The organism is Corallincola holothuriorum (assembly GCF_003336225.1).
GTDB lineage: Bacteria > Pseudomonadota > Gammaproteobacteria > Enterobacterales > Neiellaceae > Corallincola > Corallincola holothuriorum.
Genome location: NZ_QPID01000003.1, coordinates 349,315 through 372,306, shown reverse-complemented (window position 1 = coordinate 372,306; position 22,992 = coordinate 349,315). Strand labels below are relative to the sequence as shown.

Below are 22,992 nucleotides of genomic sequence, written 5' to 3'. Positions count from 1 at the left end.
GTGAATTACATCGTAAGCTGTTCTATTAAACGGCAATCATCTATCTTGGATGACTCATCCTCTTTATACGGAAATGCACAATGAGATCTATTTGGCTGGGTTTACTTTCTATCTGCTTTAGTTATTCGGCGCTGGCCGATGATCGCTTCGCCGATGTTGAGATAGAAAAAACTGCACTACGTAACGGCGTGTATATGCTCACCGGTTCCGGGGGCAATATTGGCGCTTCAGCCGGCACCGATGGGTTGCTCATCGTTGACGATCAATACGCGCCGTTAGCAGACAAAATCTCTGCGGTATTACAAGAGCTATCACCGCAACCGCTGAAATACGTAGTGAATACCCACATGCATGGGGATCATACCGGTGGCAATGCCGAGTTTGGTAAATCCGCTACCATCTTCGCTCACCACCATGTGCTTGAGCGCTTGTCGCAAGATGACAGCTTGCCTCGCAGTGCGATGCCAGTCGTCACCTATGCCGACGGCGTGACTTTTCATTTCAATGACCTCACCATCGAAGTTCAGCACTACGCCAAAGGTCATACCGATGGCGATAGCGTAGTGTGGTTTAAGCAGGCCAACGTGTTGCACATGGGCGATCTGTTTTTTAACGGCAAATTTCCCTTTATCGATCTTAAACGCGGCGGTTCAGTGATGGGGTATCTAAATAGCGTTAAAGCGCTTTCTAGCCAAGTAAATAACGAAACTCAGATCATTCCCGGCCATGGCCCCCTCGCGGACAAAGCCGCCTTAGCGGTCAACATCGAGATGTTGGAAACCCACATTAGTTGGGTGAAAACAGCCAAAGCCGAAGGCAAGACACTACAACAGCTACTCGATGAAGGTGTGCCCGAGCAGTGGAAAAGCTGGTCATGGCGCTTTATCGATGAGAAGCGTTGGATAGAGACGTTATTTCAAGGGTTGTAACGATTCAGCTGAAGAGAACTTGGCACCACGCCAAATTCTCTTCGCTTGTCCGTCTAGATAGTAAAACAGCATCAGTCACAAACCGCGCGAATGACACGTCTGGCTTCGACCACAATAACCGCGACCGAAACGACATTACGCGTTTCACCTTTATGCTGCTAGGCATGCGGAATTTAAACCAAGGCCAAGCACGCCTGCATGGCCAATATTTCCGATAGATGCAACATCAGCGATCTTACCGGCATCATTGAAGTAATTGATAATCATTTTAATTAAGTATAATCATAGAGTTATTGGCAAAAAATCAAGATAGTATGTGTCCAATTTTGTCTTTATAATCCGATTCCGTCCTACGCAAAAGACCTCTACTTGAGTCCACCCAGTAAAAGGAAGTTATTGTGGAAATTAAGAACATCGTCTGTGCATGTGCACTGTTAATCTCCTTCACTGTCCATGCCGATAATGAATGGCGAAGCTATGCTCAAGAAAATGACAGTGTCAAAATTGACAACATATTTGCCAACATTGATTTCGCTAATACGCAAAAATTCAGTGAGTTCATGCAAGAGTATGACGAGCTAGCTCGCATAAAAACCTTACTTTCACAGCCGAACCTCCCCATTAACGCTGAAGGACTACTTGGCGACTGGCGTTGCCGCTCAATTCAGGTCGATAACTCAGGCATATACAGTTATCGCTACTTCAATTGCAAAATAAGCCAGACCGAACAAAACCAACTCTTATTCGAAAAGCTCAGTGGCTCACAAAAGAAGACGGGTTATTTGTTTCAGGACAGCAGCACTGACTGGGTTTTTCTCGGTGGTGCCAGTGTTAATGATGAACCCCAACTCCACTACAGTGGTATATCTAGCGAAAGTAATCGCGAATACGACGTCATTGGTAAGCTTGTCCAAAAGAAAGACAAGCTTGTCATCGCTTTCGATGCTGACAACTCAAGTTACGAACTCTACGAGCTGATTCGTTAATCGGGCAGACCGCGAAGTAAGTTACGTAGTGCAGCGGCGCACACTTGTGAGCCGCTGCTACACATTCCGATAAAGTGAAACGCTAGCCACGTTCCCATACTCTATCAAAAACCCACCTTTCGACGAAATTAGCCGCACAAAAGCCGAAGATGTCCGCACATTTTTGATCTCTCATTGTTGAGACTCTTTTTCAATCTTGATCCAAGTCAATTTTCATATATAATTTTCAGAAATTTCTGAAAATTGAGAAACCCCAGTATGAAGATGAGCCCGATGATCGAATCTCTGGTACTGCACTTCGGCGAGATGGGCAGTCGCTGGGGCTTCAACCGCACCGTAGGGCAGATGCTGGCACTGATTGTTCTTAGCGAAAGTCCGCTCAACGCAGATCAGATGCGCGAGGCGCTCAATGTCTCCCGAGGTAATGTCAGCATGGGATTAAAGGAGTTGGTGTCCTGGCGTCTCATTTTGCTTCGCCATATCCCCGGTGACCGCAAAGAGTATTACTGCGCCGCAGGCTCCATCTGGGATATGGCAAATACCGTGTTCGAAGAGCGCCGTAAACGCGAAATAGACCCGACACTGTCACTGCTGCGCAATAACATCATGGATGACACCAGCAAAGAGGCGCCGGAACTGTTTGCCCAACAGCGTGTTTCCGAGATCCATGATCTGCTTGAAACCATTACGCAGTGGAGCAGCGAACTGCAGCGACTCAGCCCTGAAAAACTCAACACGCTGATGCGCTTAGGTGTCGGCGTGAGCAAAGTACTCGATATTTCAGACAAATTTAAACGCACTAAAACCGACTAACTCTAGGGTTACTGTTTTTACTTTATCCAAGCCATTTTAGGCTTTCTAACCATGATGGGGCACTCTTATGATTGAGACGCTGATGCTTTCACGGATCCAATTTGCGGCCAATATCAGCTTTCATATTCTCTTTCCCAGCATCACCATTGCGTTGTGCTGGCTACTGATGTATTTCAAAATCCGCTTCGACTTCTCACAAGATCCCGTATGGATGCGCGCCTATCGCTTTTGGGTCAAGGTATTTGCCCTGAGCTTTGCTCTTGGTGTGGTCAGCGGCATCACCATGAGCTTCCAGTTCGGTACCAACTGGCCCGGGTTTATGGAGAAAGTAGGCAATATTGCTGGGCCACTACTGGGTTACGAAGTGCTTACTGCTTTTTTCCTTGAAGCCACTTTCCTCGGCATCATGCTATTTGGCATCAACCGAGTGCCGCCTTGGCTACATACCACGGCAACCGCACTGGTCGCCTTAGGTACCACCATGTCAGCCTTCTGGATCATCGCATTGAATTCATGGATGCAAACACCGGTTGGCTTTGAGATGCGAGATGGCGTTGCCCATGCCGTCGATTGGTGGGCCATCATCTTTAACCCCTCATTCCCCTACCGGTTGGTTCACGTGTTACTGGCTTCAGGCCTAACTGCCTCGTTCTTAATGGCAGGAATATCGGCATATCGCATCCTCAAAGGCGATGACAAGCGCGGCCCAAGGCTAACCCTCAAAACCAGTCTGATTTTTGCAGCGATACTCGCGCCAACACAAGCGTTGGTCGGTGACTTTCACGGCTTAAACACCCTTGAACATCAACCGCAAAAGATCGCTGCCATGGAAGGGGTATGGCACACAGAAAAAGGCGCGCCGTTATTGTTGTTTGCGATCCCAGATGAAGAAAACAGAACCAACCACTTTGAGATCGGTATTCCGAAGATGGCGAGCTTCATTCTTACCCACGATCTGGAGGGTGAAATCAAAGGCTTGAATGAGTTTCCAGGAGAGCACCCGCCCGTCGCGCCCGTATTCTACTCGTTTAGGATCATGGTTGGCGTCGGTATGTTAATGATTGCAGCAGCATGGCTAGGCGTTTGGCAATTAGCGCGTAAAAAAGAGCTGTCACCTTGGCTGCTGAAAGGCCTGGTATTAATGACCTTTGCTGGCTGGGTGGCCACGTTAGCGGGCTGGTATGTCACTGAGATTGGCCGCCAACCTTACTTGGTCAGTGGCGTTCTCACCACAGCCGAAGCGGTTACAACGGTACCGCCATCAAAAGTATGGTTCAGTTTCACCCTATATATGATCACCTACGTAGTACTACTGGTGGCCTATATCCGAACCCTATTCCTGATGGCGCGCCGCGCCGTTGAAATCGAAGAGATCACCCCAGAAGAAAACCCGAATTTCCACCAGCTAGACGAAAATCTGGCAACGTCAGGAGAAAAAGCATGATCCCTGCAGATTGGTTACCCGTCATCTTCGTTGGCCTGATGGGGCTTGCGGTACTTATCTATGCCATGTTGGATGGTTACGACCTTGGTGTCGGCATCATGCTGCCGTTGGATAACGAAACTCAGGCGGACAGCATGATCGCTTCCATTGGGCCATTTTGGGATGCTAATGAAACCTGGCTGGTACTGGCTATCGGCCTACTCTTGATCGCATTTCCACAAGCCCATTCGGTGGTACTAAGGGAGTTATATATTCCAGCAGCCATTATGTTGATCGGCCTGATCATGCGCGGTGTGGCTTTTGACTTTAGAGCCAAGGTCGCCGTTGCCAATAAACCTATATGGGATAAGAGCTTTAAACTAGGTTCACTGATCACTGCGCTGGCACAAGGCTATATGCTGGGTATGTATGTGATGGGCTTTGAACAGAGCATCACCGCCTACCTGTTTAGTGGCCTTGCCGCATTTGGTGTGGCCGCCGCCTACTGCTATATCGGCGCGGCTTGGCTGGTGATGAAAACCAGTGACGACTTACAACTCAGAGCCGCTCGCTGGGCACGACGCGCCGGATGGATCTGCTTCGCGGGTGTTGCCGCCGTGTGCGCCATGAATCCTCTGGTGAACCCTGAGATATTAGCCCGCTGGCTAAGCTTCCCCAATGCGCTATTTGTTTGGGCAATACCGGTGGTTTGCTTTGCCCTGTTCGCCATTATCGATCAGGTGCTAAAACGCTTCCCGCTGCCGGATGACAAAGGTTGTTGGCTGCCGTTTGTTGGCGCCATGTTTATCTTCCTGTTCTGTTTTAGTGGCCTTGGGTACAGTTTCTTCCCCTATATTGTGCCGGGACAAATGACGATTTGGGAATCGGCAAGTGCACCAGAATCACTGCAATTCATTCTTTGGGGAGCCATTGTCGTTGTTCCTGTCATTTTGCTTTACACGATATTTTCCTACCGCGTGTTTTGGGGCAAGGTGCAAGATCTCAAGTACTACTAGTTAATCTACCCATACAGCCCGCTGGCCGCGGGCTGTTACGTATCATATAGAGATCCGAACAAACTATTTCGAACTCACATATTTAGCTAATTCCTGCCATAACTCACATAATAGCCCCTGTCGGATCTGTCTATTTTTTTAACAAATACATAAAATTAAAACTAACAAGTTCATAAAATAGCCAAAAGAACCCACTGAATACATGGGTTTTATCTAACAGGCACAGTTCTTGCTGATACCGCTACCAATAATAAAATATTTAATCTTTAATTTTAAGGAAGCACTCAGTATGAAAAAGCTCTTGATAGCCACTGCGCTATTTGCAGCTAGCAGTCTGCAAAACGCATTTGCATTCCCCATCGCCGACACGGGCGACGGTTTAAAAGTCATTGTTGGCGAAACCGGCTCTGTGGTCGCCACTTACCTCGGTAACTCAGCCGATTACAGCAACGATCTGTATCTGATGTTGGATGATTTCGGTAATCCAGGCGATGACGGCGACCTGAGCAACGATATGTTTATTTTCAATAATCATACATCGCCAGTTAACTCTACCGTCGACTTGGGTATCTTTAACGCGGGTGCAGAGCTGATCTTCCGTCTGTTTGTCAATGACACCGGCTTTAACTACTTCACCGGTCCCGAAGATCGTAACCCAGACAATCGTTTCCATGCGCGAGTTGAACAGGATTGGCAGCCAGATGAAACCTTAGTCAGTTTTGAAGATCTGTACGGCGGTCCGTTCGATTTCAATGACCTCAGCTTTGCATTTACCAACACCCGAACTGAAGTACCTGCACCAGCGACGCTGGCACTGGTAGGTTTGGGCTTACTGGGTTTTGCAGGTGCTCGTCGCCGTAAATAACCAGACTCAAGCTGCGTAATCAAAGCCCCGTATTCGCCGGGGCTTTTTCATCTCAGACTAACTCTCATACCAACGAGCAGTATTCACTTACGACGAGCAGCCTGTTTACCTGCGATTTGCCACACAAATAATGCCCCGTCTCGCGCATCTTCGATATGATCCACGGTGACGTGACAAAAACCCAACGGCTGCAAAGTCTCTTTATTTCGCCCTATCGCGGCAGAAACCCGGTAAACAGGAAAGTCATCCCCGCTACGCACAGCAATAATAAGGCCCTCTTTTCGCTTAATAATAAGCGGCGTACCTTCGGCCCGTTCAAAGTTGGGGCCAGTAATGTGTTTGATGCGTTCAACGAGCAATGGCGGAACCTAGCTAACAAAAGGAGATGTTCTTAGCATAGTTTAATGAACTGAGGCCAACAGAGAAGTGTTCGCCCGCAATTTTGATTTAAATGAACAGAGGAAAATGACAAAACACCCAGTCTGGAACCAAGACGGTTCCATCTATAACCAATAAGTGCTCAGTCTGACACCACTGGCAACTCCGCACTTGCGCCCCATTCACTCCAAGAACCATCGTAAATAGAGAGGTTCTGATAGCCAAGAACCTCCGCCACCAGCGCCAGAATGCACGCGGTCACCCCAGAGCCACAACTAAAGATATACCGTTCAGCATTCCCCACCTGCTTGGCAAACGACGCTGCTAACTCTGCTTGCGGCTTTAAACAACCGTCGGTATCCAACAGCGACGCATACGGCAGATTCACGGCATTGGGCATATGACCACTGCGCATGCCTGCTCGTGGTTCGGGCGCAGTACCAGAGAAGCGTTCAGCCCCTCGGGCATCCACCACTTTTATCCCTGATTGTTGTAACGCGGCCAACACCTCATTGGCAGCGCAAAATAGCTTGGGTTGCGGTTTGGCAGTGAAATCCCCAGGGCAAATTGTTGCCTTTAATGGATAGTGCTCCGTCGGTAACCCCGCGCGCTTCCAAGCCGGTAAACCGCCGTCTAAAACAGAAACATGCTTATGCCCCATGGCGCGGAACATCCACCAGGCGCGTGCAGCAGAAAACAGCCCGAGGGTGTCGTAGACGACGATATGACTGTCATCATTAACCCCCAGCGCGCGCACTTGCGCCTGAAACTGTTCAGCACTGGGCATCATATGGGGTAATGGATTTGAGCTATCACAGATCTCGGTATCAAAATTGAAGTAACGGGCATTAGCGATACGCTCTGTCGGTTGATACACAGCCCTTCCCTGAGGCGTAGGCATCAACATGGTGGCGTCCAACAGAATAAGGCTAGCTTCGGAGATCCGCTTGGCTAATCCAGCCGCGCTAATCAATGGGGATCTATCGCTCATGGTTAGACTAGACATCGGACACTCCTTGGCAAAGCTAATAGATTAAGGGAACACCACTTTTTCCGCTTCCTGCCGGATGTCGGCCAACTTGCGATAGTGTTTTTGCAAGCGCTCCAGGGATGGCAGGTACTCTTCTGCAAAATAGGGTTTGAGAATAAACAGCACCTTTAAAACGCCATGATAAATAGTGGCTTTGGTGATCTGTTCCTCTGGGGCTTGCGTGGTTTGGTAGCTGATCCAGAAGGTGACGACGATCTTTACCGTATGTGCCAAGTCTTCAAGATCTTGCTCTTCGACATTCAGTGCCCCCGCCTGCTTCAGCATCGACAAAATCGCGATCACCCGCTGCGCCAATTTTTCCTGTAACGGCAGGTATTGGATCTGCAATTCAGGATCACGACTCAGCAGCTCAGGCAGATTGCTATAGAAGAAGCGAAAACGCCACATGCTCTCGAAGATCTCATCGAGGTAGGTCATCATCACTTCAAGCGAAACATTACCATCATCACGGGGCTGAAAACTACGACCTATATGTGCGACATATTCTTTAAATATGCGGCGAATGATGTCTTCTTTATTCCTAAAATGGTAATAAAGGTTGCCAGGGCTAATACCTAAATGCGCTGCTATATGATTGGTAGTCATGGCGCGCTCGCCATGCTTATTGAACAATTCAAGACTGGCTTGAATGATACGGTCTTTAGTTTTCATTCTTTTGGATCGCCGTTAGCGTGTTTACATCCCTGAACATCGTCCGTTCGGCTAAACTACCGACGGCAGACTTATTTTCCTCTGGAGCGGCACTTGAGGCAAAATAGATAGTCATAATCCTGATTTAGTTAACAGTTTGGCGGAACAACAGATGATTATTGTCACAGGTGGCGCAGGTTTTATCGGTAGTAACCTGGTAAAAAGCCTCAATCAAGCAGGTTACCAAGATATTCTCGTGGTCGACGATCTGGAAGATGGCACCAAGTTTACCAACTTGGTGGACTGCGAGATCGCTGATTATATGGATAAAGATGAGTTCCTCGGCATGATCGTCTCCGGCGAGAACTTCGGTGATGTGGAAGCGGTTTTCCATGAGGGTGCGTGCTCAGCCACCACCGAGTGGAATGGTAAATTCATGATGGATGTGAACTACCAGTATTCTAAAGATCTACTGCATTACTGCCTTGAGCGACGTATCCCGTTCCTCTATGCCTCGTCGGCATCAGTCTATGGTATGGGGCCGGTCTTCAAAGAGGACCGCGCCAATGAGAAGCCGCTCAATGTTTACGGCTACTCCAAGTTTCTGTTTGACCAATACGTGCGCCAGTTGTTGCCGGAGATTGATAGCCAGGTAATTGGCTTCCGCTATTTCAATGTCTATGGCCCGAGAGAGCAGCACAAAGCCAGTATGGCCAGTGTGGCCTTCCACCTGAACAATCAGGTGCTCGCTGGCGAGAATCCGAAACTGTTTGAAGGCTGTGATGGCTATGGTGACGGTGGGCAAACCCGTGATTTCGTTTATGTCAGCGATGTCTGCGACGTCAATTTATGGTGCTGGAAAGAACAAGCGCCCTCTGGCATCTACAACTTGGGTACCGGTGCCGCAGAGCCATTTCAGGCGGTTGCCGAAGCGGTCATCAATTACCATGGTCAAGGCAAAGTGGAATACATCCCTTTCCCCGCACACCTCAAAGGTCGCTATCAAAGCTTTACCGAAGCCGATATGGGACTGTTACGCTCCATCGGTTATAACAAACCATTTAAAACCGTCGCCCAAGGCGTAGCTGAATACCTGGCCTGGTTGAATAAATAAGTTCGCGGAGAACGCAGAAAAACATGAAATATCTTGTAGTTGGCCCCGCGTGGGTCGGTGACATGGTGATGGCCCAAAGCTTGTTTAAGCAGCTGCAACAGGATGATGCCGAAGCCATCATTGATGTGGTCGCCCCGACGTTTTCTTTGCCTATTTTGCAACGAATGCCAGAGGTCAACGACACCATAGATCTGCCATTTGGTCATGGCGAATTCGCGTTCTCGGGACGACGTGCTCTGGGTAAAAGCCTGAGGGAACGCAACTATGATAAAGCGATTATTTTGCCCCGTTCATTCAAATCGGCTCTGGTTCCCTATTACGCAGAGATCCCTGTCCGGGTAGGTTTCGGTGGCGAGCTGAGAAGCTGGCTTCTCACCGATGTCAGAAAGCGCAAGCCGACAGTGGTTGATGGCAAAATCAATGATATGACAGTGAAACGCTTCTTATCATTGGGGCTGACTCCGGAACAAGCCGCAACAGAGAACTATCAGATACTACCACCAGCGTTGGAGACCAACACTGAGAATCGCTTTGCATTAATGAACCAACATGAGCTGTCCACCGAACGGCCGATAGTTTGTATCTGCCCAGGCGCAGAATATGGCCCGGCCAAGCAGTGGCCAGTGGAATATCACGCCGAACTGGCACAGCAATTGGTCGCCAAAGGCTACCAGGTTTGGGTATTAGGCTCGCCCAAAGAGATGGCCGCAGCCGAACAGATAGCCCCGGCCGGCCTGCCACATCTATACAATTTTTGTGGCAAAACTAAACTGGCCGATACCATTGATCTATTCAGCATGGCTGATGCTGTGGTCAGCCACGATTCAGGCTTAATGCATGTGGCTGCAGCGACAGGGGTTTTTACTGTCGCCATTTATGGCTCCTCTAGCCCGGAATTCACACCACCGCTAAGTGAGAACAAACAGATAATCTATCTGGGGATCGATTGCTCACCCTGCTTCAAAAAAACCTGCCCACTGGGGCATTACAACTGCCTAAAAGATATCTCAGTTGAACAGGTTCTCAATACAATCTGCCATTCCGAGCCGCAGCCTTCAGAAATCGAATCGACACATGGTAAGACTGAACAATGAGTGAGCGAGCAACGCTAGCTGTCGCGATGATCACCAAAAATGCTGGCCCTCGCTTTGCAGAAGCTCTAGCAAGTGTTAGTTGGGCCGATCAGGTTGTGATCCTAGATAGCGGCAGCACCGATGACACGCTTGAAATAGCGAAAGCTGCTGGCGCAGTCGTCCACGCCAGTAAGGCATGGCCTGGGTTTGGACCACAACGACAAGCAGCCCAAAAATTGGTAACCTGCGATTGGCTGTTATGGTTGGATAGTGATGAAGTTGTGACAAAAGAACTTCAACACTCAATCAATCATCTATTGACCAATGCAGATCCAAATTACGCATACAGCATCAATCGTCTAACCGATTTTTTTGGACGCTTCATTCGTCATAGCGGCTGGTATCCAGATCGTGTTGTGCGACTCTACGCCACCAACCGTTTTCACTACGATGACGCGTTGGTGCATGAAAAGGTATTGGTAAGTAAAGATAAAGTCCGCCCACTATCGGGGGATCTACTGCACTATACCGCTGATGACTTTCATGACTATATGGCCAAATCGCTGCGGTACTCGAATGACTGGGCCAAGCAAAAACATGCTAAAGGAAAGCGAACCACTGTGGTGGGCATACTGGGCCATAGTCTAGCGAGTTTTCTAAAGAAGTATCTGATCCAACGCGGCTTTCTCGATGGCAAACACGGCCTACTACTCGCATTTCAATCCAGTCACTATGTGTTCAATAAGTACTTGGCTCTGTGGATATTAAATCGTCAAGATTAATAACTTGTTGCTCTCTAGCAGATTGATGCCCAGCGACTATTGGTGTTAAAGAATCCTCGAGACACGACAGCAACATGAGTTGTTGAAAGAGGGGTTTAATGGCACGCCACTGAGCAGGATCTGAGACCTTATCTTCTCGCCAACAAAGGCATGTACAGCCGGTGATGGCGTTAGCTATGGTCACGACTGCCACCCCCTGCTCCAATCTGGCATCGATATGAAACATACCCACCTCACCCAAACGCAAATGATTCCCATTTACATTTAAGCGTTGGTTTTATGCTTTGTCAATCAGCTTTTCGAAATACTCTTTGGTCTGAAGAGCGGCCAGATCGGTATGAAAATGTTCAGTAATACGCTGCTTGGCGCGGATCCCCATCTGCTTACAGAACGTTGGATCATGCCATAACTTTGCGATGGCATCAGCCAATGCTTGACTATCACCGGGGGGCACAACTAATCCACTATCACCATCAACAACCAGCTCCGCACTACCGCCAGTATCGGCGACGACAGGCGCTACTTCATAAACCATGGCCTCAATCACTGTCTTCGGTAGCCCTTCCCTTTTAGTCGAAGGCAATGCCGATACATTACATGCTGCAATTATCGCAGGAGCGTCTCTGCGAAAACCCGCCAGATGTATCCGGTCAGCCATCGGACTAGCATCAATCAGCTGTCTTACTTCCGGCGTATCCATCCCCCCACCCACCAACAGAATATGAATATCACTGTTTTCTGGTAGCTTATGTGTCGCCTCAATTAGCACAGGCAACCCTTTACGCGGACGAGCATTAGCCACACAGCCCACCACAAAAGCATCTGCCGGGATGTTGAATTCCGCCAGATCTACCGGCTCGTCCTGATACCAGTCCAAGCTGTGTCCTTTATAAACAGTAACCACGTTATCATCAGCGACATACGCATACTGACGAAGGTCGTCGCGCACCGCATTGGCCACACAAATAATGCCGTCCAAACGAGGATGAAGATGAGTTAAGTAACAAGTGGGATCATAGCGATAAATGTTACCGGTCTGGCCTCGGTAACTTACCATTTTGGCGGGTAAGCCAATAGCAGCAAACAATGCGTTGGTGATCGCCTTGTTGTTAAACATATACACAGCATCGTAACCACCAAGTTTGAGCTCCGAACGAATGCGTTTAATCGCGCTCCACTGAAATTTCTTGGTCGGGTGGTAGTCGATAATCTTAACGCCATGCTCTCTAAAGCGCGGTACGTATTCAGCATCACCTTGCGTCATCAAAGTCACATCAACACCAAGTTTAGCCATACCAATGAAGATCTCGGCTTCAGGCCGCACACTGTTCCAAGTGTCTTTATAAGAACTGATAATGAGCAGCTTTAATGCCATAGTGAGGAGCCCTTTTGATGCGTTTTATCATACCTTGGCAACGCCAAGTTGTGGCATTATAACGCTTTCTAAACGTCAACTAGGCATTTTTAACTTAGACTTTAGCTAACGCTGGGATCATTGGTTTGCCCTGGCTGTCTAATATGAGGATTGTATGAAGCGTATCGTTATTGATTTAGATGGCACCATCACTTCTGCTGAAACCAGTGACTATAAAAATGTCTCACCGAACGCGGCAGTAGTAAACAAGCTAAAGCAGTATCGAGAACAAGGCTTCGAAATTGTCATCCATACCGCACGCAACATGCGTACTTACGAAGGCAACGTCGGCAAAATTAACGTGCACACCCTGCCCATCATTCTGGAATGGTTAGAACGACATAACGTGCCTTACGACGAAGTCATTGTAGGTAAGCCCTGGTGTGGCTTTGACGGTTTCTATGTTGACGATAAATCGATTCGCCCATCGGAGTTTGCCAAGCTGACTGAGCAAGAGATCCATCAACTGCTGGAAGAAGAAAAGAACGCATGTTCCTAATCACCTCCGCAGCCTACATAGGGCAAGAGTTTTCATCTGAATTTGGCCGTTTGCCTCCCGCATTCTTGCCTGTAGGCAATCGTCGACTCTACCGCTATCAACGCGAAGTACTGCCGGCCAATGAACGTATTGTCCTTTCTCTACCGGAAGCGTTTGAACTACCCGAGTATGACCGCCGGATCCTAGAACAACTGAATATTGAACCGCTGTTTTTACCCGAGGGATTAAGCCTCGGCGAGTCGGTAATATGCGCGTTGAACTTACTAGGCCATGCCAACGGCCCAATTCGTATTCTTCATGGTGATACGCTGATATATGATCTCCCCACCGAAGCTGAGGATATCATCACCCTAAGCCCAGTTGATGATAATTATGCGTGGGCTATTTATGACAGTGAGCAAACGCCTCCGCTCAGTCAGTTACAAGAAAGCGATCTAGTCACTAGGCGGGCGGAGTCTGTCGTCAATGGCTACTTCTCATTCTCGGATGCCCGCTTATTGATTCAATCCATCACCCGTGCGCGTGGCAATTTTATTGATGGCATTAACCGCTATGCGGCTGCCAAACCATTAAAGCCACTTGAATGCCAAGAATGGTTTGATTTTGGCCACTTACATACCTACTACCGCTCGAAAACACACGTATCCACCACCCGCGTGTTTAACCAGATGGCGATCGAGAACGGAGTGGTACAAAAACGCAGTCATAAACGTCAAAAGATGCGTGCCGAAGCCCATTGGTTTGCCAGTTTACCGACCGAATTGAAACGCTTTACCCCCAATTACCTTGGCGCTTTAGACGATGATGAGCAGCCAGGGTACGCCATTGAATATCTGTACCTCACCAGCCTTAACGAGATGTGGGTATTTGGCAATCTGCCCGCCTTTGTTTGGCGGCGTATCGGCACAGCCTGCTTAGACTTTTTTATGCAGTGCCGTCAGCATGTCGCTCCTGAAGACACAGAAATAGCGCCAGCAAAGCTCTTTGGTGACAAAACGACCGAGCGCTTAGCTTTGTTTGCTAAAGAAAACAGAATCGATCTTAACCACCCTTGGCATTTAAACGGCAAACCGCTCCCTAACTTAAATCAGATAGCAGCAAACGCCCTTGACGCTATCCCAGCTGCTAGCAGTGGCACTATCGTTCACGGCGACCTCTGCTTTAGCAATATCTTATATGACTTCCGTAGCCAGCAAATCAAAGTGATCGACCCTCGAGGGCTAGATAACAAAGACAACCTAACCGTTTACGGCAATCCCGATTATGACCTGGCCAAATTTGCCCATTCTGTGGTGGGTCGTTACGACTTTATTATCGCTGGCTACTACCAGCTGACACAGGATGGTTACTCGCTTGAGTTCAACCTGCCCACGACAGAGACCCATGACCAAGTAGAAGCGTTGTTCTTAACCCGCAGTGCACAAGGACTAGGTCGCAACGAGCAGCAATTATTGGCGATGCAAGTACACCTGTTTCTTTCGATGTTGCCACTCCACAATGATGATGAACGGCGACAGATGGCTTTGCTGGCGAATGCCCTGCGCCTTTATCAACGCTTACAAGCACTATCGCTTGCGGAGACAAAATAGATGATTGTGATACCGATGGCGGGGCTGAGCTCCCGCTTTTTTAAAGCCGGTTATACGCAGCCCAAATACATGCTGCCAGGCCACGGAAAGCCGTTATTTGATCATGCCGTTGAAAGCTTTAATCACTATTTTCAGCAACAGCCTTTTCTATTCATTTGCCGCAGTGATTACGATACGCCCGCATTTATCGCTGACCGCTGTAACGCACTTGGTATTGCGGATTGGCGATGTATTGTTTTGGACAGAGAAACCCGTGGCCAAGCAGAAACCGTTGCTTTGGGCCTGAAAGAGGCAGGAATATCATCAGGCGAAATCACCATCTTTAATATTGACACATTCCGTCCTGACTTCCGCTTTCCCGACTTCATTGGAGAAGTGGATGGCTATCTCGAGGTTTTTCAAGGCGACGGCGACAACTGGTCCTACGCTCGCCCTGCTGCGCCAGATAGTTTAAAAGTCGTTGAGACAGCGGAGAAAAAGCCGATCTCGGACCTATGCAGCGATGGGCTTTATTATTTCGCCAACGCAGCAGACTTTCTGTCAGCGTTTACAGCCGAAGCAACTAGCCCCGCATCCTCGTTAAAGAATGGCGAGCTATATGTCGCACCGTTATATAACCGATTGATCACCCAGAATAAACTGATCCAATATCAGCTCATTGAACGTCAACAAGTGATCTTTTGCGGTGTACCTGCGGAATACGATGAGTTTTTGGCCAAATAACAAGTGATAACTAAATGACCATCGCAAACCAAGATATCACAGTGGTTGTTCAGGGGCCGGTACAAGCCTCTCCTGACCGTAATATGGACGAAGGGATCACCGTACGTTCTCTAGCTAGCGTGCGTAAGCATCTACCTGGCGCGCACATCCTGTTATCCACTTGGAAAGGACAGCCCACAGAAGGTCTGGATTTTGATGAGTTACTATTGAATGACGATCCGGGGCCAAACATCAATCGTTATCGTGCCGATGGCAGTGCTGATAAAACCAATAACAATCGCCAACTTGTTTCCACCCTTAATGGCTTAAAGCAGGTGAAAACCCGTTACGCGATGAAGTTACGTTCAGATAACTTTCTCACCAGCGATGCTTGCAAGAAGCTACAGCAGAAATTTCCGAAGCGCGCTGATGAATGCTGTTTCTTGAAAGAGCGCGTCGTAGTGAACAATACTTTTACCCGAGATTACGCAAAAGGGTTACCGGTCGTGTTCCATGCCTGCGACTTCTTTTACTTTGGTCTGACCGAAGACTTGCTAGCGCTCTGGGATATACCTTGGTTTGATGATTTGCCCTACGACGAATCACGCAAAGGCCAAGAGCAACATGACGGCTACCCCTATTTTATGCCTGATTGCACACAAAAGTTTTGGCTCAAAGCATTGCAGCGATTTGACCCATCAATCCAAATTAAACACCTGCATGACTACAGCCCCAAATCAAAGCGCCAATCAGATCTGTGTTACGCCAACAACCTCATCATCGGCGAGCCGGAAGTGGTTGGTTTAGGATTGAATACAAAATTTAGCGGCAGTGAACGAGCGAACCGCATTGGTAGCATCATCACCTACATACATCATTTGGCTTGGCAACGCCTGTACAAGAAATATTGTGATCCTAGCCACCACATTCCCGGTAATGCTGCGGACTGGCTAAGAACAAAATGCTTACGAGGCGCACTCTTATCCAGCAAATGGTTGGAAGGTAAATGGCGATTAAAAAAGAAGCTCAATAATGCTAAATGATAACGGTCTGGATCAACCTCATGCTGCCGGCCCGCATATCTGCCACGTCAATTTAGCCCGAGGCTTTAGCGGCGGCGAGCAGCAAACGTTTAATTTAGTGCAAGCACTAAAGCAACATGGCATACAGCAATCCGTTGTACTATTAAAAGGGTCTCCATTACTTCCGATGTTTGAAGCCATCGGTATTCCGGTTCACGAAGTCAGACATCATCTTTTCTCTTGTATCCCACCCCGTGGCATAAGACCTACGCTCTTTCATGCCCATGATGGCAAGGCCGCCTACTGGTGTGCGATACAAGCCAGATTACTTAACCTTCCCTATATCATTACTCGGCGAGTCGACAATCCAGTAAAGAAACAATGGATAGCCAAAAAAATATACAAAAAAGCAGCTGTCGTTGCTTGTTTGAGTCGTGCGATCGCTAAGCAGGTAAAGATCCTTGATAAGAGCATACATACCACTATCATTCCCAGCGGTTATTCTGGTTTTGCTGCGCAACCTGATGCCGTTCAACAGATCAAAAATAGATACCCAAACAAAATTCTGATCGCCCAAATCGGCAAATTACTTCACCACAAGGGCTATCACGTCACGATTGAAGTGGCGCGCCAATGCGAAGCCTCTCACCCTCAGTATCAGTTTTTATTTCTTGGCAGTGGCCCAGATGAATTGATGTTAAAAAAGCAAGCTGAAGGGCTGACCAACGTCGACTTTCTTGGTCATCAAACAGACATCGGCAGTTATCTGTCCGCGGTTGATATCCTGCTTTTCCCTTCGCTATCTGAAGGACTGGGGTCAACCATCCTTGAAGCATGGCAGCATGGTACTCCAGTTATCGGCAGTGACGCAGGAGGCATTCCGGATCTGATTACTGATGAAGAGACAGGCAAATTAGTCGCCCCCGGTGATGCCTTACAACTTCAACAGGCATTAATCACACTGATCGAAGACGAGCAGAAGCGCAATCAGTATTGCGAAAACGCATTAGAACGTCTTGCTGAATATTCTCCCGAAAGCATTGCAGCGCGTTATTACACTCTTTATAAGGAATTGTAATACCTATATACCAAATAATATCTGTCCTACGCCGGAACTTTAATCACTCACAAGACCCTATGAACTATATGTGATTTAGCGCACAAAAATGGTCCGGTGTAATAGATATGTTTTTCCTAAGAAGTATTGCTTATTTTGCTTTAAGCGAGTGGATTGCAGCGTCTAAGAAGTTAGTTGTTGCCAAGCCTGTTCTGAGCCCAACAATTCATCCGAACTCCCCCATGTTAAGCAACATATGCGGGACTTACGACGAAAAGGTGGCCACAAAATGAGCACACATGCAGCAATTCACCAAGCTAAAGTTATCGGTTTCGTTAACACATGCACCAGCTGGGGCGGGGGCGAAAAGTGGCACTTTGAGACAGCGCAGTTCTGCCACAATCAGGGATACTCGGTCATCTTTTTCTGTCGCCCGGGGAGTGAGATCGAATCACGACTGATAAAGGCCAACATACCGACGCGCCCTTTAACCATCAGCAATCTTAGCTTTCTAAACCTGACAAAGATGGTACTTCTTGCCCGTCAGTTTAAGCATTTAGGCATCACAACCCTGCTACTAAACACGCCGGCAGATACCAAGTTAGCAGCCCCTGCTGCAGTGATAGCGGGTGTTAACAATATAATTTTCCGCCGGGGAATGCCCCATCGCATAAAACGCAATTGGCTAAACTGCTACCTGTTTGAACGTTGCATTCATCGCGTTATCGCTAACTCAGAAGCGGTAAGAACAAGTCTCAGTGACCGCTGTGGTGGCATTGTTCCTGACCGAAACATCACAGTGGTTGAAAACGGTGTCAAACTAGATGCTACGATGATTGATGCGCCGCCAATTTACGCAAAGCAAGCCCGCGAAATTGTACTCAGTACCGCTGGGCGGATGGTCAAACAAAAAAATCAGCTGGCGCTCTTAGCCATGGCCGAAAAACTAAAAATGAAAGGCATCAATTTTGTTCTGCTAATCGCTGGAGCCGGCGAGTTAAAACAAAAACTAACAGAGGAAGTACTTCAACGAGGCTTAAATGACTGTGTGCGGTTTACCGGTTTTGTTACGCAGATGCCGTTACTGTTTAAGAGTACCGATATCTTTGTCTTCCCCTCTCTCTACGAAGGTTGTCCGAATACCCTGATTGAAGCCGCGGCAGCGAGCAAAGCCATCGTCGCTTACGATATCCCTCCCCACAGAGAGCTCTTACCTGACGATGAATATGGTCGACTAGTGCCTCTAAATGACATTGATGGCTTAGTCTCAGCAGTCAGTGAATTGGCAAGCTCTGCCGAGATACGTGAAAAAATGGGATGGATGGCAAAGTTAAGGGTTTCAACTCACTACAATCTCGATAAAGCGCGAAAGAAACTACTGGCATTGATTTGATTCATTCTCCAGCAAAGCTATCATTGCCTCATTCTCGTTTTCTGGAACTAACTGAATGACAACTCGCGTTATTTATCCGGGTACCTTCGATCCGATTACTAACGGCCACACCGATCTGATTGAGCGCGCGGCTAAGCTGTTTGACGAGATTATCGTTGGCATTGCAGAAAGCCCCAGTAAAAGCCCATGGTTTTCGCTGGGTGAGCGGATAAAAATGGCAGAGCAAGCCACCCAACATCTGCAGAATAAAGTACGAGTGGTTGGCTTTTCAGGCTTGCTGGTCAACTTCGCCAAAGATCACGATGCCACAGTGATGATCCGAGGCTTACGTGCCGTGTCCGATTTTGAATATGAATTTCAGCTCGCCAATATGAACCGCCGACTGATGCCAGGGTTAGAAAGCGTCTTTCTTACACCATCAGAATCCAACTCATTTATCTCATCGACTCTCGTACGCGAGGTGGCTCTGCATGGCGGAGACGTAGAGCAATTTGTTCACCCAGAGGTGGGACAGGCACTAATGCGCCTAGTCTCTGAAAAGCAGTCATAACTCCGTCTTTGAAAACACAGAAAGAAGATTAACATTGAGTAACCCGACTTCTCAGCTCGACTTTAAGCAGTTTTATCAGCGCATCAAACAAGGTGAGGCAACGATATTAGTTGATCAGCCCTTTCTCAGCGGTCGGCGCTTCACAATGAAACTTGATGATGCCGAACGAAGCTATGTGGCGAAGCTTTTTACCTACGACAAAGATATGGAGTTGACCGAAAGTCGCCCGTGGGAGCATGAGGAAAATATTCTGCGAGCAATGAGCGGCGTTATCGCCCCCAAAACCTTTGGCTTTGAAAGCTGGCAAGAGGGGGACCAAACGGTCTTTTTATACCTTAGAGAATACCTTGAGGGTGATGAGCTAACATCGGTAGGCACCGACCAAATACCCGCCATGGCTAAATATTTGGCAAGTTTACATCAACAAGGTATCACCAGTAACGACCCCTATATCTATAATTTCATCACCATCGATGGCACGCCGCTGATCATTGATTTCGGTAAAGCAACTCAGCAAGCAGTAAACTCCAGCAAACATCATTACCTCGTAGGACGTGAACTGTTTAAGCTGTACCGAGGAACGCTGGGTTACGACGCCAAGTTAATGGAACAGTTTTGGCAGAGTTACTTCGCTCAATTTGAAAAGCAAAGCTGGTACCGGCAGGCACTGCTAAAATTCTCCGTCAGCCTGCACTCTTTGCGGCAGATGATTCGAAATATTGGCCGCAAACGCCCTGCTCGCTCATAACCCAAATTAGAGGTGAAATCTGCAGTGTGAGGTAACCATTCACTAACGCTGACATATAGCGCAGTACACAGTGCTGCGCTGCCCCAATTTAATCTCTTTCAGCTCAGCACCACAATTGGGGCAAGACTGCCCCCCTTTGCCATACACTTTCAGTTCCTGAACAAAATAGCCCGGTTTGCCATCACTTTGAGCAAAATCCTTTAGCGTTGTACCGCCCTGCTGAATGGCGTGCGCCAGTACCGATTTGATCTCCTCGGTCAATAGTAGGTAGCGGGCAAGCGAGATCTTACCGGCTGCAGTCTTGGGGTTTATCCTGGCGGCAAACAAGGCTTCATTGGCGTAGATATTCCCCACGCCCACCACATTGTGATTATCCATGATAAATGTCTTCACAGCGCTCTTACGGCCACGACTCCGACCATAGAGCACATTGGCATCAAATTGTTCAGTTAATGGCTCAGGGCCCAATTTAGACAGCAATGGATGCGCTAAGGGTGTAGTGCCTCCCCACAGGAAAGCACCAAAGCGCCGGGGATCAGTCAGCCGTAACATTTTACCGCTACAGAGGTGGATCTGGATATGGTCGTGCTTATCAGCCACAGTAGTTGAATCAATCACCCGTAACCGCCCAGACATGCCCAGATGGAGTATCGCGCTGCCGATCGCGGTATCAATAAGAAGATACTTTGCACGACGGCGAACCGCTATGATTGTCTGCCCCTCCAGCTGATTAACTTCATCTGGCACCGGCCAACGCAAGCGCTTGTCACGCACCTCCACGCGCGTGATCTGCTTTCCCGTAAGAAAAGGGGTTATCCCCTGTCGACTCACCTCAACTTCAGGTAACTCAGGCATCATTTGCTCTCATTTGGCGTAGAGGCATGGGGGCAATAAACCGTATCGTCAGATCTGACAGCTCCCCCACTTGCTCACCTAAACGGACAAACCAGCGCTGCTTAAATTGACGCAGCAAAATAACTCGAGGGACAGCTTCCCCTGCCAAAGTAATACGAACCACCATATCGGGTTCAGTAAGGAGCTCACTGGCAGATGGCATCTCTTCTTCACTCAAAGGTAATGCCGTCAATCCCAACCACTGCTGCGCCAGACGCCCCGCCTCTTGTTCTGGCATCAAGTTCGCAGGAGAAACACGCCAGCCTTGACCAATCAGCTCCAGCTGGCCTGCTGGATAATCCAAAGTCAGGATAATAGCCTCAGCTGGAATAAGTTCTAAACGGGTATTGGCGTCACCAGATAACCACCGTTTGTGAGTGACATTAAACAGCAGGATCATTGCCAAACAGGCAAAGATCAAAATGTTGTTCCACTGCCTTCTGGTTAAGGCCATATCCAGTGTCCATTTTTGGCTAATACACAAATCAATATGCTAACACTAACCTTAGATAAGAGCATTGCAAGAGAGTCTGGAATTGAAGAGCCTAGGGAGTGAAGAACAAGGTAAAAGAAAAACGCTCAAGCCCCAACGGTAACAAGGCCGTAGTTCCTGTACATCGACGCTCCTGTGCATTAGCACACCCCACGCAGTGCCTTGGGTGCCATGCACCCGCGTCATACCGTACTTCCTGTACATAACAAAAAGCCCGGCACTAGGCCGGGCTTTTCACTAAGCAAAACAAGTAAGATCTATTTGATCTTAGCTTCTTTATACATCACGTGCTGACGTACAACAGGATCAAATTTCTTGATCTCCATCTTTTCAGGCATGGTGCGCTTATTTTTAGTGGTCGTGTAGAAGTGACCGGTACCGGCTGATGAGTTCAGACGGATTTTCTCACGAACGCCTTTCTTCGCCATGATTTATCCCCTTAAACCTTTTCGCCGCGGGTACGAAGTTCAGTCAGAACTGAATCGATACCCTTCTTGTCGATGATTCGCATACCCTTGGTAGAAACACGAAGCTTCACAAACCGCTTTTCACTCTCAACCCAAAAACGGTGAGATTGCAAATTTGGCAGAAAGCGGCGCTTGGTCGCGTTTTTCGCATGAGAGCGATTATTACCGACAACCGGACGCTTGCCAGTTACTTGGCATACTTTAGACATGTCAGTCGTCTCCGATATAAAACTTTTTAGCTCGAGCGTACCGCGCCCCATATTCGGCCGTCGCCCAAGGCGCAGGAGGGCGCATTTTATACAGGAGACGCACTAGCAGATCAAGAAAAAATGTTATTTCAATAAAAACTATATCCAGCCGCGCGCAGCAAATGAGGTTGATTCAGTTCGACCAACTACCAAGTGATCAAGTACACGCACATCAATAAAAGCCAATGTTGCCATGATCTTATCGGTAATATGTCGGTCTGCCTCACTCGGCTCACAGACACCGGACGGGTGATTATGACAGAGAATCACCGCCGCGGCATGTTCTTCTATCACCAAGCGTAAAACTTCTCGCGGATAAACCGCCGCCTGGTTAATCGTGCCATGGCTTAACTCTTTGTAAGCCAGCACCCGATTCTGGCTGTCCAACAACAAGAGTGCAAAGCGCTCTATCGGCGAATCACCCATTTTAACCCGTAGGTAACGCTCTACCGCAGCGGGATGATTCAACACATCAGACTGATGTAACTCTGCCTGAAAAACACGACGACTCAGCTCGACCACCGCCTGCAATTGGGCATACTTGGCTTGTCCCAGCCCTTTGGCGGCGCAAAATTGCTGTTGGTTGGCACGCATTAAGCGGGATAGACCATCGAATTGCCCGAGTAGTTGCCTGGCTAAGGTAACCGCATCCATGCCAGTCACACCGGTACGTAGAAAAATCGCGAGTAACTCAGCATCGGAAAGCGCTTCAGCCCCCTGCCGTAAAAGCTTTTCACGGGGGCGCTCTGCCGCTGGCCAATCAATAATTGCCATCAATCTATTCCTCCTTGAAGTGATCTACCTGTTTACGCTTCCTGCGCACGCAATCAGTGTAGTGCAAAAATCCAGCAGTAAG

26 protein-coding genes are annotated in these 22,992 nt (G+C 48.3%); 17 read left to right on the top strand and 9 right to left on the bottom strand.

The genetic code is table 11. The features are described from left to right. Positions 1-80 precede the first annotated feature (80 nt). The 6 genes from DU002_RS07200 to DU002_RS07175 all read left to right on the top strand — a co-directional run bounded on the left by DU002_RS07200 (position 81) and on the right by DU002_RS07175 (position 6,032). A complete protein-coding gene (locus tag DU002_RS07200; RefSeq protein ID WP_114337689.1) occupies positions 81-929 on the top strand; it encodes an MBL fold metallo-hydrolase in 849 nt (282 codons plus the stop codon). A 398-nt stretch (positions 930-1,327) separates the two neighbouring features. Continuing rightward, positions 1,328-1,915 (top strand): DUF4893 domain-containing protein, encoded by a 588-nt coding sequence (locus DU002_RS07195; RefSeq protein ID WP_158537991.1) that lies wholly within the window; start codon positions 1,328-1,330, stop codon positions 1,913-1,915. Positions 1,916-2,173: 258 nt separating this feature from the next. Then, positions 2,174-2,728 carry a GbsR/MarR family transcriptional regulator gene (locus DU002_RS07190; protein WP_114337687.1) on the top strand — a complete coding sequence of 185 codons (555 nt, stop codon included), beginning with the start codon at positions 2,174-2,176 and terminating at the stop codon, positions 2,726-2,728. Positions 2,729-2,795: 67 nt separating this feature from the next. Continuing rightward, positions 2,796-4,172 (top strand): cytochrome ubiquinol oxidase subunit I, encoded by a 1,377-nt coding sequence (locus DU002_RS07185; protein ID WP_114337686.1) that lies wholly within the window; start codon positions 2,796-2,798, stop codon positions 4,170-4,172. Further along, positions 4,169-5,167 (top strand): cytochrome d ubiquinol oxidase subunit II, encoded by a 999-nt coding sequence (locus DU002_RS07180; RefSeq protein WP_114337685.1) that lies wholly within the window; start codon positions 4,169-4,171, stop codon positions 5,165-5,167. Before DU002_RS07185 ends, DU002_RS07180 begins: the two co-directional genes overlap by 4 nt. Before the next feature lie 289 nt (positions 5,168-5,456). Continuing rightward, positions 5,457-6,032, top strand: coding sequence for a PEP-CTERM sorting domain-containing protein (locus tag DU002_RS07175; protein WP_114337684.1), 576 nt, complete (start codon positions 5,457-5,459; stop codon positions 6,030-6,032). Between the two features lie 83 nt (positions 6,033-6,115). On the opposite strand, the gene DU002_RS07170 is transcribed toward DU002_RS07175, so the two are convergent. From DU002_RS07170 to DU002_RS07160, 3 genes are all read right to left on the bottom strand, one after another. Then, positions 6,116-6,391: a hypothetical protein gene (locus tag DU002_RS07170; RefSeq protein ID WP_114337683.1), complete on the bottom strand. Its 276-nt coding sequence runs from the start codon at positions 6,389-6,391 to the stop codon at positions 6,116-6,118. Positions 6,392-6,552: 161 nt separating this feature from the next. Further along, on the bottom strand, positions 6,553-7,416 hold the full coding sequence (locus DU002_RS07165; protein WP_114337682.1) for a sulfurtransferase: 864 nt from the start codon (positions 7,414-7,416) through the stop codon (positions 6,553-6,555). Positions 7,417-7,443: 27 nt separating this feature from the next. Beyond that, positions 7,444-8,112 (bottom strand): TetR/AcrR family transcriptional regulator, encoded by a 669-nt coding sequence (locus DU002_RS07160; protein ID WP_114337681.1) that lies wholly within the window; start codon positions 8,110-8,112, stop codon positions 7,444-7,446. Between the two features lie 151 nt (positions 8,113-8,263). Between DU002_RS07160 and rfaD the strand changes: the two genes are divergently transcribed. Genes rfaD through DU002_RS07145 form a run of 3 tightly spaced genes read left to right on the top strand, consistent with a single transcriptional unit; the run spans position 8,264 to position 11,060 of the window. Beyond that, a complete protein-coding gene (gene rfaD / locus DU002_RS07155; protein WP_114337680.1) occupies positions 8,264-9,205 on the top strand; it encodes an ADP-glyceromanno-heptose 6-epimerase in 942 nt (313 codons plus the stop codon). Between the two features lie 23 nt (positions 9,206-9,228). Further along, positions 9,229-10,299 (top strand): lipopolysaccharide heptosyltransferase II, encoded by a 1,071-nt coding sequence (gene waaF / locus DU002_RS07150; protein WP_114337679.1) that lies wholly within the window; start codon positions 9,229-9,231, stop codon positions 10,297-10,299. Next, positions 10,296-11,060 (top strand): glycosyltransferase family 2 protein, encoded by a 765-nt coding sequence (locus tag DU002_RS07145; protein ID WP_114337678.1) that lies wholly within the window; start codon positions 10,296-10,298, stop codon positions 11,058-11,060. Before waaF ends, DU002_RS07145 begins: the two co-directional genes overlap by 4 nt. 277 nt (positions 11,061-11,337) lie before the next feature. On the opposite strand, the gene DU002_RS07140 is transcribed toward DU002_RS07145, so the two are convergent. Beyond that, positions 11,338-12,435: a glycosyltransferase family 4 protein gene (locus DU002_RS07140; RefSeq protein ID WP_114337677.1), complete on the bottom strand. Its 1,098-nt coding sequence runs from the start codon at positions 12,433-12,435 to the stop codon at positions 11,338-11,340. A gap of 154 nt (positions 12,436-12,589) precedes the next feature. Between DU002_RS07140 and DU002_RS07135 the strand changes: the two genes are divergently transcribed. The 8 genes from DU002_RS07135 (at position 12,590) to DU002_RS07100 (ending at position 20,034) form a co-directional block, all read left to right on the top strand. Beyond that, positions 12,590-12,973, top strand: a complete 384-nt coding sequence (locus DU002_RS07135; protein WP_114337676.1) for an HAD hydrolase family protein — start codon at positions 12,590-12,592, stop codon at positions 12,971-12,973. Continuing rightward, positions 12,964-14,562, top strand: a complete 1,599-nt coding sequence (locus tag DU002_RS07130) for a phosphotransferase (RefSeq protein ID WP_114337675.1) — start codon at positions 12,964-12,966, stop codon at positions 14,560-14,562. The genes DU002_RS07135 and DU002_RS07130 overlap by 10 nt, the downstream gene beginning before the upstream one ends. Further along, positions 14,563-15,285 carry a glycosyltransferase family 2 protein gene (locus DU002_RS07125; protein WP_114337674.1) on the top strand — a complete coding sequence of 241 codons (723 nt, stop codon included), beginning with the start codon at positions 14,563-14,565 and terminating at the stop codon, positions 15,283-15,285. It begins immediately after the preceding gene. 14 nt (positions 15,286-15,299) lie between these two features. Continuing rightward, positions 15,300-16,307 (top strand): WavE lipopolysaccharide synthesis family protein, encoded by a 1,008-nt coding sequence (locus DU002_RS07120; protein ID WP_114337673.1) that lies wholly within the window; start codon positions 15,300-15,302, stop codon positions 16,305-16,307. After that, positions 16,297-17,364 (top strand): glycosyltransferase family 4 protein, encoded by a 1,068-nt coding sequence (locus tag DU002_RS07115; RefSeq protein WP_114337672.1) that lies wholly within the window; start codon positions 16,297-16,299, stop codon positions 17,362-17,364. The genes DU002_RS07120 and DU002_RS07115 overlap by 11 nt, the downstream gene beginning before the upstream one ends. A 268-nt stretch (positions 17,365-17,632) precedes the next feature. Next, complete coding sequence (locus tag DU002_RS07110; RefSeq protein WP_158537990.1) at positions 17,633-18,736, top strand: glycosyltransferase family 4 protein; 1,104 nt, start codon at positions 17,633-17,635, stop codon at positions 18,734-18,736. A 55-nt stretch (positions 18,737-18,791) separates the two neighbouring features. Beyond that, entirely contained in the window at positions 18,792-19,286 is a 495-nt protein-coding gene (coaD, locus tag DU002_RS07105) for a pantetheine-phosphate adenylyltransferase (RefSeq protein ID WP_114337670.1), read from the top strand. A 34-nt stretch (positions 19,287-19,320) separates the two neighbouring features. After that, positions 19,321-20,034 (top strand): protein kinase family protein, encoded by a 714-nt coding sequence (locus DU002_RS07100; protein WP_114337669.1) that lies wholly within the window; start codon positions 19,321-19,323, stop codon positions 20,032-20,034. Between the two features lie 42 nt (positions 20,035-20,076). Here the strand turns inward: DU002_RS07100 and mutM are convergent, their stop codons facing one another. From mutM to radC, 5 genes are all read right to left on the bottom strand, one after another. Continuing rightward, the gene (gene mutM / locus DU002_RS07095; protein ID WP_114337774.1) at positions 20,077-20,889 is read right to left on the bottom strand and encodes a bifunctional DNA-formamidopyrimidine glycosylase/DNA-(apurinic or apyrimidinic site) lyase; all 813 of its coding nucleotides are present in this window, start codon (positions 20,887-20,889) and stop codon (positions 20,077-20,079) included. After that, a complete protein-coding gene (locus DU002_RS07090; RefSeq protein ID WP_114337668.1) occupies positions 20,882-21,382 on the bottom strand; it encodes a hypothetical protein in 501 nt (166 codons plus the stop codon). The genes mutM and DU002_RS07090 overlap by 8 nt, the downstream gene beginning before the upstream one ends. 296 nt (positions 21,383-21,678) lie before the next feature. Further along, the gene (gene rpmG / locus DU002_RS07085) at positions 21,679-21,849 is read right to left on the bottom strand and encodes a 50S ribosomal protein L33 (protein WP_114337667.1); all 171 of its coding nucleotides are present in this window, start codon (positions 21,847-21,849) and stop codon (positions 21,679-21,681) included. 11 nt (positions 21,850-21,860) lie between these two features. Further along, positions 21,861-22,097 carry a 50S ribosomal protein L28 gene (gene rpmB, locus DU002_RS07080; protein ID WP_114337666.1) on the bottom strand — a complete coding sequence of 79 codons (237 nt, stop codon included), beginning with the start codon at positions 22,095-22,097 and terminating at the stop codon, positions 21,861-21,863. 138 nt (positions 22,098-22,235) lie between these two features. Continuing rightward, positions 22,236-22,910: a RadC family protein gene (gene radC, locus DU002_RS07075; RefSeq protein ID WP_114337665.1), complete on the bottom strand. Its 675-nt coding sequence runs from the start codon at positions 22,908-22,910 to the stop codon at positions 22,236-22,238. Positions 22,911-22,992 lie beyond the last annotated feature (82 nt).

Excerpts from the sequence above, each read along its gene's own strand:
- DU002_RS07200 (WP_114337689.1), top strand. The coding sequence starts at position 81 with ATGAGATCTATTTGGCTGGGTTTACTTTCTATCTGCTTTAGTTATTCG.
- DU002_RS07190 (WP_114337687.1), top strand. The coding sequence starts at position 2,174 with ATGAAGATGAGCCCGATGATCGAATCTCTGGTACTGCACTTCGGCGAG.
- DU002_RS07185 (WP_114337686.1), top strand. The coding sequence starts at position 2,796 with ATGATTGAGACGCTGATGCTTTCACGGATCCAATTTGCGGCCAATATC.
- DU002_RS07180 (WP_114337685.1), top strand. The coding sequence starts at position 4,169 with ATGATCCCTGCAGATTGGTTACCCGTCATCTTCGTTGGCCTGATGGGG.
- DU002_RS07175 (WP_114337684.1), top strand. The coding sequence starts at position 5,457 with ATGAAAAAGCTCTTGATAGCCACTGCGCTATTTGCAGCTAGCAGTCTG.
- DU002_RS07165 (WP_114337682.1), bottom strand. The coding sequence starts at position 7,416 with ATGTCTAGTCTAACCATGAGCGATAGATCCCCATTGATTAGCGCGGCT.
- DU002_RS07160 (WP_114337681.1), bottom strand. The coding sequence starts at position 8,112 with ATGAAAACTAAAGACCGTATCATTCAAGCCAGTCTTGAATTGTTCAAT.
- rfaD (WP_114337680.1), top strand. The coding sequence starts at position 8,264 with ATGATTATTGTCACAGGTGGCGCAGGTTTTATCGGTAGTAACCTGGTA.
- waaF (WP_114337679.1), top strand. The coding sequence starts at position 9,229 with ATGAAATATCTTGTAGTTGGCCCCGCGTGGGTCGGTGACATGGTGATG.
- DU002_RS07145 (WP_114337678.1), top strand. The coding sequence starts at position 10,296 with ATGAGTGAGCGAGCAACGCTAGCTGTCGCGATGATCACCAAAAATGCT.
- DU002_RS07140 (WP_114337677.1), bottom strand. The coding sequence starts at position 12,435 with ATGGCATTAAAGCTGCTCATTATCAGTTCTTATAAAGACACTTGGAAC.
- DU002_RS07135 (WP_114337676.1), top strand. The coding sequence starts at position 12,590 with ATGAAGCGTATCGTTATTGATTTAGATGGCACCATCACTTCTGCTGAA.
- DU002_RS07130 (WP_114337675.1), top strand. The coding sequence starts at position 12,964 with ATGTTCCTAATCACCTCCGCAGCCTACATAGGGCAAGAGTTTTCATCT.
- DU002_RS07125 (WP_114337674.1), top strand. The coding sequence starts at position 14,563 with ATGATTGTGATACCGATGGCGGGGCTGAGCTCCCGCTTTTTTAAAGCC.
- DU002_RS07120 (WP_114337673.1), top strand. The coding sequence starts at position 15,300 with ATGACCATCGCAAACCAAGATATCACAGTGGTTGTTCAGGGGCCGGTA.
- DU002_RS07115 (WP_114337672.1), top strand. The coding sequence starts at position 16,297 with ATGCTAAATGATAACGGTCTGGATCAACCTCATGCTGCCGGCCCGCAT.
- DU002_RS07110 (WP_158537990.1), top strand. The coding sequence starts at position 17,633 with ATGAGCACACATGCAGCAATTCACCAAGCTAAAGTTATCGGTTTCGTT.
- coaD (WP_114337670.1), top strand. The coding sequence starts at position 18,792 with ATGACAACTCGCGTTATTTATCCGGGTACCTTCGATCCGATTACTAAC.
- mutM (WP_114337774.1), bottom strand. The coding sequence starts at position 20,889 with ATGCCTGAGTTACCTGAAGTTGAGGTGAGTCGACAGGGGATAACCCCT.
- DU002_RS07090 (WP_114337668.1), bottom strand. The coding sequence starts at position 21,382 with ATGGCCTTAACCAGAAGGCAGTGGAACAACATTTTGATCTTTGCCTGT.
- rpmG (WP_114337667.1), bottom strand. The coding sequence starts at position 21,849 with ATGGCGAAGAAAGGCGTTCGTGAGAAAATCCGTCTGAACTCATCAGCC.
- rpmB (WP_114337666.1), bottom strand. The coding sequence starts at position 22,097 with ATGTCTAAAGTATGCCAAGTAACTGGCAAGCGTCCGGTTGTCGGTAAT.
- radC (WP_114337665.1), bottom strand. The coding sequence starts at position 22,910 with ATGGCAATTATTGATTGGCCAGCGGCAGAGCGCCCCCGTGAAAAGCTT.